This is a genomic window from Streptomyces sp. NPDC058662, from assembly GCF_042716255.1.
In the GTDB taxonomy this organism is placed as follows: Bacteria; Actinomycetota; Actinomycetes; order Streptomycetales; family Streptomycetaceae; genus Streptomyces.
The window spans coordinates 18,169-31,014 of sequence record NZ_JBHXRU010000074.1 but is presented as its reverse complement, the minus strand read 5'-3'; the positions used below and the strand labels follow the sequence as shown (position 1 = coordinate 31,014).

Here is a 12,846-nt window from a genome sequence, read left to right as displayed (position 1 = left end):
CCCCCTGGGGGAGCGGCGGGCGGCTGCGTATCTTGCGGGCATGGACCAGCTGCCCTCGCTGCCGAATTCGCTGACGGAGCCCGACGGTTCCGCGGTGATCCGGGTGCTCAGCTACAACATCCGCTCGATGCGCGACGACGAGGAGGCGCTGGCCCGGGTCATCCGGGCCTGCGCGCCGGACCTGGTCTTCGCGCAGGAGGCCCCGAGGTTCTTCCGATGGCGCAAACATGCGGCGCGACTGGCCGCGAAGACCGACCTGGTGGTGCTCGGCGGGGGCGCGACCGCCTCCGGGCCGCTGCTGCTGTGCTCGCTGCGGGCCTTCGTGGAACGGACGGAGGACGTGCTGCTGCCGCGCACCCCGGGCCTGCACCAGCGGGGTCTCGCCACGGCGGTGGTCCGGATCGGGGCGGCGCGGATCGGGCTGGTCTGCGCGCACCTGTCGCTCCAGCGGGCGGAGCGGGAGGTCCAGGCGGGCCTGCTGCTGGAGCGGCTGGCCGGGCTGGGCGCCCCGTACGGGATCGTCGCCGCCGACATGAACGAGGGGCCGGACGGGCCGGCTTACGGGCGGCTGGCGGGTGCGCTCCAGGACTGCGGGGCGGTGGCGCCGTGGGGCGGGGGGCCGACGTTTCCGGTCGCGGCGCCGGAGCGCCGGATCGACGCGGTGTTCGCCACGGCGGGGGTGGAGGTGCTGGCCTGCGGTGTCCCGGTGGGACTGCCTGGAGTGGCCCCGGCGGACCTGGCCGCGGCCACGGACCACCTCCCGGTCCTGGCCGCCCTCCGCGTCCCGGCCGCCCCGGCCGCTGGCGCGACCGACCCCGCCCGCCTCGATCGCCACCGGGGCTGATGGGGTCCGCCTCAATCGCCGGCGAGGCTTGATCAGCCCGCCGGGGCGGGGCCGGACACGTTCGCCTCAATCGCCGGCGGGGCTTGGTGTGCCGCCAGGGCTGATGAGGTCCGCCTCAAACGCCGGCGGGGCTTGATCAGCCCGCCGGGGCGGGGCCGGACACGTTCGCCTCAATCGCCGGCGGGGCTTGATCAGCGCGCCGGGGCTGGGTGTGTGGGACCAGGCGGGCAAGTTCAGCCTCGCCGGCGTTTGAGGCGCGGGTCCGGGCGGAGCCCGCGGGGGCTTGCGCGGGGCGGTTCCCTCGGGGGTGCGTGCGGGTCCCGGTTGGGTGTGCCGGCGGGCTGGGCGGGCAAGTTCAGCCTCGCCGGCGTTTGAGGCGCGGGTCCGGGCGGAGCCCGCGGGGGCCTGCGCGAACCGGTCCCCGCGTGGTGGTGGCCCGGCCGCAGGCGAGGCGCGGGCCCGGGGGTCAGACGACGGCGCCCCGACCGGGGTCGTCGTCCTCGTCGTCGTCCTGCTGCATGCGCGCGACCAGCGTCGCGAAGCCGCCCAGGAAGCCGCCGATGCCCAGCGTCGTCAGCCACCAGGTCATCTCCCACCGCAACAGCACCGCCAGCAGCAGGAGCACCGGCCCGCCCACCACGGCGAGCCACGCGAACTTGGCCGTCGTGTCCGCCGGCGGCAGCTCCGGCTCCGGAGGAACGAAGTGCCCCTCCTCCGCCGCGGTCAGGTCGTCGTCCCCCGGCTCCGCCAGCGAATGGTCACGCGGCCCCGCCCCCACCCCGGGGGCGAACACCACCGAACCGCCGAGCGCCCTGGGCGGCTCGGCGGCCGGACCCCGCTCCGGTTCCGGCTCAACAGCCGGCTCCGGCTCAGCGGCCCGCTCCGGCTCAGCGGCCGGCTCCGGCGGCAGCGGCTTCACGTCCTCCTCCGGCAGCAGCAGGTTCTCGATCGGCCGGAACGGCCGCGACCCCGGCGGGTCCGGCGGCTCCTGCCCGTACCCGGCGACGATCGCCGCCCACGCCGCTTCCTCGTCCAGCGGCGGAACCCCGCCCGACTGCTCCTCGTGCTCAGCCACCCGCCTGCGCCCCCTCCCTGCCCACGCTCTCCGCCAGTCGGCCGACGAACGCATAGCTGTCCGCGAAGATCCGCTCCGCGTCATGGTCCAACGTCGCGACGTGGTAGCTCTGTTCCAGCAGGGTCTCGGTGACGTCCGTCGACGAGACCCGCGCCAGGATCCGCGCGGAGTCGGCGGGCGGTACGACGTGGTCCTGCGGGCTGTGCAGCAGCAGGACGGGCTGCGTGACCTGCGGCAAATCCGTGTCCACCATGCGCAGGAACGTCCGCAGCGAGTGCGCGGCCCGGGTCGGGACCCGGTCGTAGCCGACCTCCACCGAGCCCGGCTTGGCGATGTCGTTGGCCACACCCGGCGTGGACCTGATGAAGTGCTTGGCCACCGGGAGGGCCGCGGCCATCGGGTCGTGCAGCTTGTTGGCCGGATTGACCAGGACGATGCCGCGGATGGCGTCGCCGTGCTTCGCGGCCAGCCGCAGGGTCAGCGCGCCGCCCATGGACAGCCCGAAGACGAAGACCTGCTCGCAGCGGTCCAGCAGCTCCCGCAACGCGCGGTCGACCTCCGCGTACCAGTCCTGCCAGCCCGTGAGCTGCATGTCCTGCCAGCGCGTCCCGTGGCCGGGCAGCAGCGGCAGCGACACGGTCAGCCCGCGCCCGGCGAGGTACTCGGCCCAGGGGCGCAGGGACTGCGGCGAACCGGTGAAGCCGTGGCAGAGGAGGACGCCGACCTCTCCGCCCTCGTGGCGGAACGGCTCGGCTCCAGGGAGGACGGGCACCAGGGTCTCCTTGATCATGACGTACGCCGGGTGGGTGCGTTGCTCTGTGTGACTTCACCGTACGCGACGGGGGTGGTAGCGACCAGGGTCGTCGGGCCGCTCCTGGGGGAGCCACGGGTTAAGGTCTGTTCGACAGACACAGGAAGGCTTTCGAGTTGATCTACGGCGCAATGAAGTTCTCCATCGGCGGTTCCCTGAAGCTCGCCTTCAGGCCGTGGGTGGAGGGCCTCGAAAACATTCCCGCGGAGGGGCCGGCGATCCTCGCGAGCAACCACCTGTCCTTCTCGGACTCCTTCTTCCTGCCGGCGGTGCTGGACCGGAAGGTCACCTTCATCGCGAAGGCGGAGTACTTCACCTCCCCCGGCGTCAAGGGCAAGCTGACGGCCGCCTTCTTCAAGGGCGTCGGCCAGCTCCCCGTGGACCGCTCCGGTGCCCGGGGCGCGGGCGAGGCCGCGATCAAGAGCGGCATCGACGTCATCGAGCGCGGCGAGCTGTTCGGCATCTACCCCGAGGGGACGCGTTCGCCCGACGGCCGGCTCTACCGGGGCAAGCCCGGCGGCCTGGCGCGCGTGGCCCTGGCCACCGGAGCGCCGGTGATCCCCGTGGCGATGATCGACACGGAGAAGATCCAGCCGCCCGGCAAGGTGGTCCCCAAGCTGATGCGCCCGGGCATCCGGATCGGCAAGCCGCTGGACTTCAGCCGCTACCACGGGATGGACGGGGACCGCTTCATCCTCCGCTCGGTGACCGACGAGGTCATGTACGAGATCATGAAGCTCTCCGGCCAGGAGTACGTCGACATCTACGCGACGGCGGCCAAGCGCCAGATCGCCGACGCGGAGAAGGCCGAGAAGGCCGAGAAGGCAGCCAGGGGCGACAGGGCCGACAGGGCCGAGAAGAACGCCGAGTAGCGCGGGCGGTACCGCCCGCCGGGGGTGGGGGAGATGGCGAAGCGCGAGCGCGTCGTACGCATGTCGGTGGAGCAGCCGCTCTGGCGCGCCCTGACGGCCTACCGGCTGCTCACCATGGCTTACGCGGTGCTGCTCTTCGCCTCCGCGTACAAGGACTTCCAGCGCCCCTGGCTCGCGGCCGGCTACCTCGCCGTCCTCGCGGTCTGGACGCTGGCCACCCAGCCCAAGGTGGCGAACGCGGCGAACTGCACCCGGCGCTTCCTCGTCGCCGACCTCACGGTGGCCGTCGTCGGGATCCTCCTCACCCCCTTCGCCGACCACGTCGAGCGGATCGCCGCCGGGGGCCCGACCCTCCCGACGATCTGGACGGCGGGCGCGGTCCTCGCCTTCGCCATCAAGGGCGGCTGGCGCTGGGCCTGCTTCGCCTCCACCTTCGTGGCCGTCGCCAACATCGCCGTCCACGGCGGCGAGCCCACCCGGGACACCCTGCACAACGTCCTGCTCGTCTGGGTCGCCTCCGTGGCCATCGGCTACGTGGTCGAGGTCGCCCGCGCCAGTGAGGCCACCCTCGCCCGCGCCCTGGAGATCGAGGCCGCGACCCGCGAGCGGGAGCGCCTCGCCCGGGACATCCACGACGGGGTCCTCCAGGTCCTCGCCATGGTCCAGCGCCGCGGTACCGAACTGGGCGGCGAGGCCGAGGAGCTCGGGCGGATGGCCGGTGAGCAGGAGGTGGCGCTGCGCACCCTCGTCTCCTCCGGGCTGGTGCACCCGTCCCGGGTCTCCCGCGACGAGTCGCGGGGGGCGCTGGTGGACGCGTACGAGGTGGACGAACCCGGGGCGGACGACGGCGAGCTGGACCTGCGGACGCTGCTCGCGCCGCACGCCGGGTCGAGGGTGAGCTTCGCGGAGCCGGGCACCCCGGTGCCGCTGCCGGTGCCCGCCGCGAGGGAGCTGGCCGCGGCGGTCGGCGCCGCCCTGGACAACGTGCGCCGGCACGCCGGAACGGGCGCCCGGGCCTGGATCCTGGTCGAGGACTGGGGCGAGGAGGTGGTCGTCACGGTCCGGGACGACGGACCGGGCATCCCGGCCGGCCGGCTCGACCAGGCCGAGGGCGAGGGCCGGATGGGGGTGGCCCTGTCCATCCGCGGCCGGCTGCGCGATCTCGGCGGCACCGCCGAGCTGGTGTCCGTCCCCGGGCAGGGCACCGAAGTGGAACTGAAAGTACCCAGGGGGAGGACGGACAACCGATGAGCGAACGGACCGAGTTGAACCGCACGGATGAACTGAGCGAGATCAAGGTGATGGTCGTCGACGACCATCCGATGTGGCGGGACGCGGTCGCCCGCGACCTGGCCGCCGCCGGGTTCGCGGTGGTGGCCACCGCGGGCGACGGCCCCGAGGCCGTCCGCCGGGCCCGCGCGGTCACCCCCCACGTCCTGGTCCTGGACCTCAACCTCCCGGGCATGCCCGGGGTGCAGGTGTGCAAGGAGCTGGTCGGCGCCCACCCCGCGCTGCGGGTCCTGGTGCTCTCGGCCAGCGGTGAGCACGCGGACGTCCTGGAGGCGGTCAAGTCCGGCGCCACCGGCTACCTGCTGAAGTCGGCGGGCGCGCAGGAGCTGATCGACGCCGTCCGCCGCACCGCGGCCGGCGACCCGGTCTTCACCCCCGGGCTGGCCGGTCTGGTGCTCGGTGAGTACCGCCGTCTGGCGAGCGACCCGGCGCCGAGCGCCTCCGACGAGCCGAAGGCGCCGCAGCTGACCGACCGGGAGACCGAGGTGCTGCGGCTGGTGGCCAAGGGGCTCTCGTACAAGCAGATCGCGGAGCGGCTGGTCATCTCGCACCGCACGGTGCAGAACCACGTCCAGAACACCCTCGGCAAACTCCAGCTGCACAACCGGGTGGAACTCGTCCGGTACGCCATCGAACGCGGTCTGGACGACGTGTAGCCGCGCCGTCGATCGTACTTTCGCCTCGTCCGAGTGAACGGGTGTACGCAACGCCCCGCGATTCCACCGGAATTGCCCACACGGGACCCCTTGCTGTGACCTGGGTCACCACTAGCGTGACCGTCATGGCGAAGGGAGATTGACATGAAGGTCGGAGTGCTGACCGGTGGCGGCGACTGCCCCGGGCTCAACGCGGTGATCCGGGCCGTGGTCCGCAAGGGCGAGCAGGAGTACGGCTACGGGTTCATCGGATTCAAGGACGGCTGGCGCGGCGCGGTCGAGGGGGACACCGTCCCGCTCGACACGTCCGCCGTGCGCGGCATCCTGCCCCGGGGCGGGACCATCCTCGGCTCCTCGCGCACCAATCCGTTCAAGACGGACAACGGGGTGCGGGGCATCAAGGACAACCTCGCCAAGTACGAGGTGGACGCACTCGTCGCGATCGGCGGCGAGGACACCCTCGGCGTCGCCGCACGGCTGCACGAGGAGTACGGCATCCCCTGCGTCGGTGTGCCGAAGACCATCGACAACGACCTGTCGGCGACCGACTACACCTTCGGCTTCGACACCGCCGTCGGCATCGCGACCGAGGCCATCGACCGGCTGCACACCACCGCCGAGTCCCACATGCGCGTCCTGGTCGTCGAGGTGATGGGCCGGCACGCCGGCTGGATCGCCCTGCACTCGGGCCTCGCGGGCGGCGCCAACGTCATCCTGATCCCGGAGCAGCGCTTCGACGTGGACCAGGTGTGCGCCTGGGTGACCTCCCGCTTCAAGGCCAGCTACGCGCCCATCGTGGTGGTCGCCGAGGGCGCGATGCCCAAGGACGGGGACATGGTCCTCAAGGACGCCACCAAGGACTCCTTCGGCCACGTCCGGCTCTCGGGCGTGGGCGAGTGGCTGGCCAAGGAGATCGAGGCGCGCACCGGCAAGGAGGCCCGTACGACGGTCCTCGGGCACGTCCAGCGGGGCGGGACGCCCAGCGCGTTCGACCGCTGGCTGGCGACCCGCTTCGGACTGCACGCCATCGACGCCGTGCGCGACGGGGACTTCGGCACCATGGTCGCCCTCCAGGGGACGGACATCGTCCGGGTGCCGATCGCGGAGGCCACGGCGAAGCTGAAAACGGTGGACCCGGCCCTGTACCGGGAGGTCGGAGTCTTCTTCGGCTGAGCCTGCGGGCACGTCCGGACCAGGGCTCGTATCGTGACAACGACAACACCCTGGTCCCGGACGCTCCCTGACCGGGCCCGGCCGGACCGGGCCCCCGCGCCGCCCGCGCCCTACGCCCGGACCGCCACCCCCGCCAGCAGCTCGCGCAGCAGCTCGGCGCCCCGGAGGGTGAGCACCGACTCCGGGTGGAACTGCACCCCGGCGAAGCCCCCCGACGCCGAGCGCAGGGCGTGGACCTCGCCCGTGGCGGGGTCCCGGGCGACCTCCACCCCGGCCGCGGCGAGCCGCTCGGCGGCGGCCCCGTCGCAGTACGCGGCGTACGTGTTGTAGAAGCCGACCACCTCCTCGGTCCCGAACAGGTCGACGCGGGTCTGCGCGCCCTGCGCGGGCTCCGCCTTGCGGACCAGGGGCAGGCCCAGCTCGGCCGCCAGCAGCTCGTGGCCCAGGCAGACCCCGACGAGGCCGTACCGGTGGCCCGCCAGCAGCTCCGCCGCCAGGCCGCGCAGCGTCCGCATCCTGGGGTCGGCCGCCTCCGCCGGGTTCCCCGGTCCCGGGCCCAGCACCACCGGGCCCTCCCAGGCCAGGGCGGCCGCGCGCAGCCCCTGATCGTCGTGGCGGCGCACGGTCACCTCCAGGCCGGGCACCCGCGGGCCCCCCGCCCTCAGGACGTGCGCCAGCATCGCGGTGAAGCTGTCCTCGGCGTCCACCACGAGCGCGTGGCCGGCGACCGCGGCCGGCCGCTCCTGCATCCGCAGCCAGAACGGCGCCAGGCCGGCCCGCCGGGACTCCAGCGCCGCCCGCACCCGGGGGTCGTCCGCCATCCGGGCCCCCTCGAACGCGGGGCGGGGCGCGCCCGCCCGCACGCCGAGCGCGGCCAGGACACCGGCCGCCTTCGCGTGGGTCTCCGCGACCTCGGCCGCCGGGTCGGAGTGCCGCACCAGCGTCGCCCCGACCGGCACCCGCAGGGCGCCGTCGGCCGCGATGTCCGCGGTGCGGATCAGGATGGGCGAGTCCAGCGACTGCGCCCCGGCCGCGTCCCGGCCCAGCAGGGCCAGCGCGCCCGCGTAGTAGCCCCGCCCGCCGCTCTCGTACCGCTCGATGACGCGGCAGGCGTTCTGCACCGGCGAGCCGGTCACGGTCGCCGCGAACATCGTCTCCCGCAGCACCTCCCGCACGTCCAGCGAGGAGCGTCCGCGCAGCTCGTACTCGGTGTGCGCGAGGTGGGCCATCTCCTTGAGGCGGGGCCCGACGACCACCCCGCCCATGTCGCCGACCGTGCACATCATCTTGAGTTCCTCGTCGACCACCATCGACAGCTCCTCGGTCTCCTTGCGGTCGCCGAGGAAGGCGAGCAGGGACTCCACCGCGGGGCCGGTCGCCGGATAGCGGTAGGTCCCGCTGATCGGGTTCATCACGACCGTGCCGCCGGACATCCGGACGTGCACCTCGGGGCTGGCGCCGACCAGCGTCCGCTCGCCCGTGTGCACCACGTACGTCCAGTAGGCGCCGCGCTCGCCCAGCAGCAGCCGGCGGAACAGCGCGAGGGCGTCGGCCCGCCCGAAACCGTCGATCCGCCCCTCGTAGGTGCGCCGGACGACGAAGTTCGCGCCCTCGCCGCGGCCGATCTCCTCGCGGACCACCTGCTCGACGATCGCCGCGTAGGCGGCGTCCGGCACGTCGAAGCCGCCGTCCCTGACGTGCACGTCGTGGGAGGGCAGCTCGGCCAGGGCCCGGTCGAGCGGGATCTCGTACGCCTCGTCGGCGGCCAGCACGCTCAGCGGCGTGCCGTCGTCGCGCACGTCGAAGCCGCGCTCGCGGATCTGCCGGAAGGGGACGAGCGCGAGGGCGGGCAGCTCGCGGACGGGCAGGTCGGCGAGGCGCTCGGCCTCGTGGACCTCCCCGATGAGGAGCTCGACGGTGTCGTGGTCGCGGCCGGGGGTCCGCCGGCGCAGCAGGGCGAAGGGCGGGCAGGAGGGGTCGAGTAGCCGGCCGAGCGCCGGGGGCGCGGGGGCGGGCGCGGGCGGGCCGGCGGGCGCGGGCCGGCCGGTGGCCGGGGAGGCGGGCTCGGGCTGGGGCGTGGGCATGGGCGGGACGTCCTTCCGGTGGGAGGGGCGGCCCGCGTCCGTGAAACGCGGAAGGCCGCCCCTCGGGGCGGCCTTCGCGTCGATCGAGTCTCAGGTACGCGCGAGAGGTGGGCCGCCGGGAGCGGTCCACCACCAGTTCTGGTTCGAGTGCGCGTACACGCGGTGCACTTTAGCCCAGCGGGCGCCCCGGGGAACGGGGACGGACATCCGTCTCACTTCGTGAGCATCGGGCCGGACAGGACGCGTGACGCCGTAGTGTGTATGGGGTGACCGTGAACGCTGAACACCAAGCCCCCGCCGTCAAGGCGACCTGGCGAGACCTTCCCGCGGCGCAGCAGCCTTCGTACCCCGATGCCGAGGCTCTGCGCGCTGCCGTCGCGGACCTCGAATCGTATCCTCCGCTCGTCTTCGCGGGCGAGTGCGACCAGCTGCGCGCCCGTCTGGGAGCCGTCGCCAAGGGCGAGGCGTTCCTGCTCCAGGGCGGCGACTGCGCCGAGGCCTTCGACGCCGTGTCCGCCGAGCACATCCGCGCCAAGCTGAAGACGCTGCTCCAGATGAGCGCCGTCCTGACCTACGCGGCCTCCGTGCCCGTGGTCAAGGTCGGCCGCATCGCCGGCCAGTACTCCAAGCCGCGCTCCAAGGACACCGAGACCCGCGACGGCATCACCCTGCCGACCTACCGCGGCGACTCCGTCAACGGCTTCGCCTTCACCGAAGAGGCCCGGATCCCGGACCCCGAGCGGCTCAAGCGCATGTACCACGCGTCGGCCTCGACGCTGAACCTGGTGCGCGCCTTCACCACCGGCGGTTACGCGGACCTGCGCCAGGTGCACGCCTGGAACCAGGACTTCGTCAAGTCCTCCCCCTCCGGGCAGCGCTACGAGCAGCTCGCGCGGGAGATCGACAACGCGCTGAACTTCATGAAGGCCTGCGGCACCGACCCGGCCGAGTTCAAGGCCGTCGAGTTCTACGCCTCCCACGAGGCGCTGCTGCTCGACTACGAGGGCGCGCTGACCCGCACCGACTCGCGCACCGGCAAGCTGTACGACACCTCCGGCCACATGGTCTGGATCGGTGAGCGCACCCGCCAGCTGGACCACGCGCACATCGAGTTCTGCTCGCAGATCGCCAACCCGATCGGTATCAAGCTCGGCCCCACCACCTCGGTGGACGAGGCGCTGACGTACATCGACCGGCTGGACCCCGACCGCGACCCGGGCCGGCTGACCTTCGTCGTCCGCATGGGCGCCGACAAGGTCCGCGACAAGCTTCCCGAGCTGGTCGAGAAGGTCACCGCCTCCGGCGCGACCGTCGGCTGGGTCACCGACCCGATGCACGGCAACACCTACGAGGCGGCCTCCGGCCACAAGACGCGGCGCTTCGACGACGTGCTCGACGAGGTCAAGGGCTTCTTCGAGGTCCACAAGGCCCTCGGCACCCACCCGGGCGGCATCCACGTCGAGCTCACCGGCGACGACGTCACCGAGTGCGTGGGCGGCGGCGACGAGATCTTCGTCGACGACCTGCACCAGCGCTACGAGACGGCCTGCGACCCGCGGCTGAACCGCAGCCAGTCGCTGGACCTGGCGTTCCTGGTCGCGGAGATGTACCGGGACCAGTGAGAGTGATCTCCGGCGTGTAGCTTCCTACGACGGTGGGGCGCGGATCGATGTGATCCGCGCCCCATCGTTGTAACCGGGTCTTTTAGGGAACCCTAAGTTTGGGTATGGTTAGGTAAGCCTCACCGAATAGGGGATGGCTCGCCAGACCGTTCCGCCCAGGGAGGTGAACCGCGTGTACGTCTGCTCTTGCTTCGGGATCACCGACAAGCAGGTCAAGGACCACGCGGCCGCCGGGGCCTGCACCCCGCGGCAGATCGCCTCGGCGACGAAGGCCGGCACCGACTGCGGTTCCTGCGTCCGGACTATCCAGGGCATCCTCGGACGCGGCTCGTGCCCGCGCCGCGAGCTGCTGGAGAAGGGCGAGGCCGCCGCCGTACTGGCCGCCGACATGGAGCTGGCTTCCGCCCCCGCGCCGCGGCTGGTCGAAGCCGCCTAGGCCCGCCTCGGGCACCCCTGGCCGGGGTCGCGTACCGCGTCGGGTGCGGCCCGCGTCAGCTCGGCTGCTCGATCAGCTGCGCGATGTAGAGGGGCTCGCCCAGGGACTCGATGAGCTCCAGCTGGGTGTCGAGGTAGTCGATGTGGTGCTCCTCGTCCTCCAGGATCTCCTCGAAGAGGCGCGCGGAGGTGACGTCCCCCTTGCCGCGCATGACCTCGATACCGCGCTTGAGGCGGTCGATCGCCTCGACCTCCACCTGCCGGTCCGCCTGGAACATCTCCGTGATCGTCTGTCCGACGCGCACGTGGAAGAGCCGCTGGTAGTTCGGCAGGCCGTCGAGCATCAGGATGCGCTCGGTGATCTTGTCCGCGTGCTTCATCTCGTCGATGGATTCTTCACGCGTGTACTTGGCGAGCTTGGTCCAGCCCTTGTTGTCCTGGATGCGGTAGTGCAGCCAGTACTGGTTGATGGCCGTCAGCTCACCGGTCAGCTGCTCGTTCAGAAACTCAAGGACCTCGGGGTCGCCCTGCATCGCAGAGGCTCCTTCCAGGCAATGTCAGCTATGTGACGGGGCAGTTGCGCGCATCCTTGCACCGCCGCCGAAGACCGTCCAGTAAGTGCCTCCTTAGTGGGAGTTGCCGCGACTTGCCCGAAATCGGCTCAGACCTGGTCATGACCACCCTGCCCAATCTGTCACCATGGACGCATGGGTCAGCCGGAAAGCCGGGAATCTCCGGAAGCAGAGCAGCTGGAGCTTCCGCCGGGACAGCGGTTGCAGCGCGGCTGGCCGGTCACCCACTACGGCCCCGTACCCAAGTTCAAGCCGGACCGCTGGGAATTCCGCGTCTTCGGCGCGACGGCCGACGGGGACAAGCACTGCTGGAACCACGAGGAGTTCGCGGCGCTGCCGTTCGAGTCGGTCGTGGCGGACCTGCACTGCGTGACGAAGTTCAGCATGCAGGGCGCCGAATGGGGCGGCGTGCTCGCCCGCACCGTGCTCGCGCTGGCGCCCCCGGCCCCGCAGGTCACGCACGTGATGGTGTGGGCCGAGTACGGCTTCAGCTCCAATATGCGGCTGGCCGACTTCGCCTCCGAGCGGACCGTCTTCGCCACGCACCAGGGCGGTGAACTGCTCACCGCGGAGCACGGGTTCCCGCTGCGGCTGGTGGTCCCGCACCTGTACGCCTGGAAGGGCCCCAAGTGGGTGCGCGGCGTCGAGTACATGACCGCCGACCGCCGGGGCTTCTGGGAGGAGCGCGGCTACCACAACATCGGCGACCCCTGGCGCGAGCAGCGCTACTCCTACCAGGAGGAGCCGGGCGAGGGCCCCGAGCTCTGAGCGGTGCCCGGCGGGCCGGTGCCGTGACCCGCCCCTGGCCGCTCAGTGGTGGTACCGGTGCACCACCGCGTGCCCCTTGCCCCGGCCGATCAGCCACTTGTTGACCGGAACGGTGATCACGAAGGCCGCCGCGAGGGCGATCGCCAGGACGATCCAGAACAGCGGCGCCGACAGGTGCGCGTCCATCGCGCCCGGCCACAGGGCGATGACCCCGTTGTCGATGATCTCCATGACGGTGATCGAGAGGGTGTCGGCCGCCAGGGCCACCCGGACGGCGGCACGCGGCCCCAGGCCCGCCGCGAGGACCCCGCGCAGGGTGAAGGCGTAGCCGAAGAAGAAGGCGAGGACGATCGCCAGCACCATCGTCTCGACGTTCCCCCAGCCGAGTGCCGTGCCGATGACCATGCCGAGCACTTCGCCGATGGCGCATCCGGTGAGGCAGTGCAGGGTGGCCCGGGCGGCCTCGCCCCAGCCGGCCCCGCCCCCGCCGGACCCGTGCCCGTGGTCGTGGCCGTGCCCGAGGTCGTGCCCGTGGTCGTGCCCGTGCTGATGGTTCCGGTGCGGCTGCTCGTACTCCATGACGACCCCCAGCGGGAGAAACGGTCGGCGGTTCTGCTGCTCTCCACAACCGTATACCCCCCTGG

General features: G+C 72.4%; 13 protein-coding genes. 8 read left to right on the top strand and 5 right to left on the bottom strand.

Annotated features, from left to right (window positions below; all coding sequences use genetic code 11):
- The first annotated feature begins 40 nt into the window (after window positions 1-40).
- The gene (locus tag ACFWUQ_RS23075) at window positions 41-844 is read left to right on the top strand and encodes an endonuclease/exonuclease/phosphatase family protein (RefSeq protein WP_384541052.1); all 804 of its coding nucleotides are present in this window, start codon (window positions 41-43) and stop codon (window positions 842-844) included.
- Window positions 845-1,310: 466 nt separating this feature from the next.
- On the opposite strand, the gene ACFWUQ_RS23070 is transcribed toward ACFWUQ_RS23075, so the two are convergent.
- Both ACFWUQ_RS23070 and ACFWUQ_RS23065 read right to left on the bottom strand, forming a co-directional pair.
- Window positions 1,311-1,919: a hypothetical protein gene (locus ACFWUQ_RS23070; RefSeq protein ID WP_384541049.1), complete on the bottom strand. Its 609-nt coding sequence runs from the start codon at window positions 1,917-1,919 to the stop codon at window positions 1,311-1,313.
- Window positions 1,912-2,691 carry an alpha/beta hydrolase gene (locus ACFWUQ_RS23065; RefSeq protein ID WP_384541047.1) on the bottom strand — a complete coding sequence of 260 codons (780 nt, stop codon included), beginning with the start codon at window positions 2,689-2,691 and terminating at the stop codon, window positions 1,912-1,914. The genes ACFWUQ_RS23070 and ACFWUQ_RS23065 overlap by 8 nt, the downstream gene beginning before the upstream one ends.
- 170 nt (window positions 2,692-2,861) lie before the next feature.
- Between ACFWUQ_RS23065 and ACFWUQ_RS23060 the strand changes: the two genes are divergently transcribed.
- From ACFWUQ_RS23060 to ACFWUQ_RS23045, 4 genes are all read left to right on the top strand, one after another.
- Window positions 2,862-3,602: a lysophospholipid acyltransferase family protein gene (locus ACFWUQ_RS23060; RefSeq protein ID WP_384541061.1), complete on the top strand. Its 741-nt coding sequence runs from the start codon at window positions 2,862-2,864 to the stop codon at window positions 3,600-3,602.
- A gap of 33 nt (window positions 3,603-3,635) precedes the next feature.
- Window positions 3,636-4,853, top strand: coding sequence for a MacS family sensor histidine kinase (gene macS, locus ACFWUQ_RS23055; RefSeq protein ID WP_384541044.1), 1,218 nt, complete (start codon window positions 3,636-3,638; stop codon window positions 4,851-4,853).
- Entirely contained in the window at window positions 4,850-5,548 is a 699-nt protein-coding gene (locus ACFWUQ_RS23050; protein WP_384541041.1) for a response regulator, read from the top strand. Before macS ends, ACFWUQ_RS23050 begins: the two co-directional genes overlap by 4 nt.
- Window positions 5,549-5,692: 144 nt before the next feature.
- Window positions 5,693-6,721: a 6-phosphofructokinase gene (locus ACFWUQ_RS23045; protein ID WP_384541038.1), complete on the top strand. Its 1,029-nt coding sequence runs from the start codon at window positions 5,693-5,695 to the stop codon at window positions 6,719-6,721.
- A 110-nt stretch (window positions 6,722-6,831) separates the two neighbouring features.
- On the opposite strand, the gene ACFWUQ_RS23040 is transcribed toward ACFWUQ_RS23045, so the two are convergent.
- Window positions 6,832-8,805 carry an anthranilate synthase family protein gene (locus ACFWUQ_RS23040; RefSeq protein ID WP_384541036.1) on the bottom strand — a complete coding sequence of 658 codons (1,974 nt, stop codon included), beginning with the start codon at window positions 8,803-8,805 and terminating at the stop codon, window positions 6,832-6,834.
- A gap of 257 nt (window positions 8,806-9,062) precedes the next feature.
- Here ACFWUQ_RS23040 and ACFWUQ_RS23035 point away from each other — a divergent pair, with 257 nt between their 5' ends.
- Both ACFWUQ_RS23035 and ACFWUQ_RS23030 read left to right on the top strand, forming a co-directional pair.
- Window positions 9,063-10,427, top strand: a complete 1,365-nt coding sequence (locus ACFWUQ_RS23035) for a class II 3-deoxy-7-phosphoheptulonate synthase (protein WP_384541033.1) — start codon at window positions 9,063-9,065, stop codon at window positions 10,425-10,427.
- 163 nt (window positions 10,428-10,590) lie between these two features.
- A complete protein-coding gene (locus ACFWUQ_RS23030) occupies window positions 10,591-10,863 on the top strand; it encodes a bacterioferritin-associated ferredoxin (protein WP_384541059.1) in 273 nt (90 codons plus the stop codon).
- Between the two features lie 55 nt (window positions 10,864-10,918).
- Here ACFWUQ_RS23030 and bfr read toward each other — a convergent pair whose 3' ends face one another.
- Complete coding sequence (bfr, locus tag ACFWUQ_RS23025; RefSeq protein WP_272257196.1) at window positions 10,919-11,395, bottom strand: bacterioferritin; 477 nt, start codon at window positions 11,393-11,395, stop codon at window positions 10,919-10,921.
- 174 nt (window positions 11,396-11,569) lie between these two features.
- Here bfr and ACFWUQ_RS23020 point away from each other — a divergent pair, with 174 nt between their 5' ends.
- The gene (locus ACFWUQ_RS23020) at window positions 11,570-12,202 is read left to right on the top strand and encodes a sulfite oxidase-like oxidoreductase (RefSeq protein WP_384541030.1); all 633 of its coding nucleotides are present in this window, start codon (window positions 11,570-11,572) and stop codon (window positions 12,200-12,202) included.
- Between the two features lie 42 nt (window positions 12,203-12,244).
- On the opposite strand, the gene ACFWUQ_RS23015 is transcribed toward ACFWUQ_RS23020, so the two are convergent.
- A complete protein-coding gene (locus ACFWUQ_RS23015; protein WP_384541028.1) occupies window positions 12,245-12,781 on the bottom strand; it encodes a DUF4396 domain-containing protein in 537 nt (178 codons plus the stop codon).
- Window positions 12,782-12,846 lie beyond the last annotated feature (65 nt).

Coding starts and splice junctions, on each gene's coding strand:
- ACFWUQ_RS23075 (WP_384541052.1), top strand. CDS start 41: ATGGACCAGCTGCCCTCGCTGCCGAATTCGCTGACGGAGCCCGACGGT.
- ACFWUQ_RS23060 (WP_384541061.1), top strand. CDS start 2,862: ATGAAGTTCTCCATCGGCGGTTCCCTGAAGCTCGCCTTCAGGCCGTGG.
- macS (WP_384541044.1), top strand. CDS start 3,636: ATGGCGAAGCGCGAGCGCGTCGTACGCATGTCGGTGGAGCAGCCGCTC.
- ACFWUQ_RS23050 (WP_384541041.1), top strand. CDS start 4,850: ATGAGCGAACGGACCGAGTTGAACCGCACGGATGAACTGAGCGAGATC.
- ACFWUQ_RS23045 (WP_384541038.1), top strand. CDS start 5,693: ATGAAGGTCGGAGTGCTGACCGGTGGCGGCGACTGCCCCGGGCTCAAC.
- ACFWUQ_RS23040 (WP_384541036.1), bottom strand. CDS start 8,805: ATGCCCACGCCCCAGCCCGAGCCCGCCTCCCCGGCCACCGGCCGGCCC.
- bfr (WP_272257196.1), bottom strand. CDS start 11,395: ATGCAGGGCGACCCCGAGGTCCTTGAGTTTCTGAACGAGCAGCTGACC.
- ACFWUQ_RS23020 (WP_384541030.1), top strand. CDS start 11,570: ATGGGTCAGCCGGAAAGCCGGGAATCTCCGGAAGCAGAGCAGCTGGAG.
- ACFWUQ_RS23015 (WP_384541028.1), bottom strand. CDS start 12,781: ATGGAGTACGAGCAGCCGCACCGGAACCATCAGCACGGGCACGACCAC.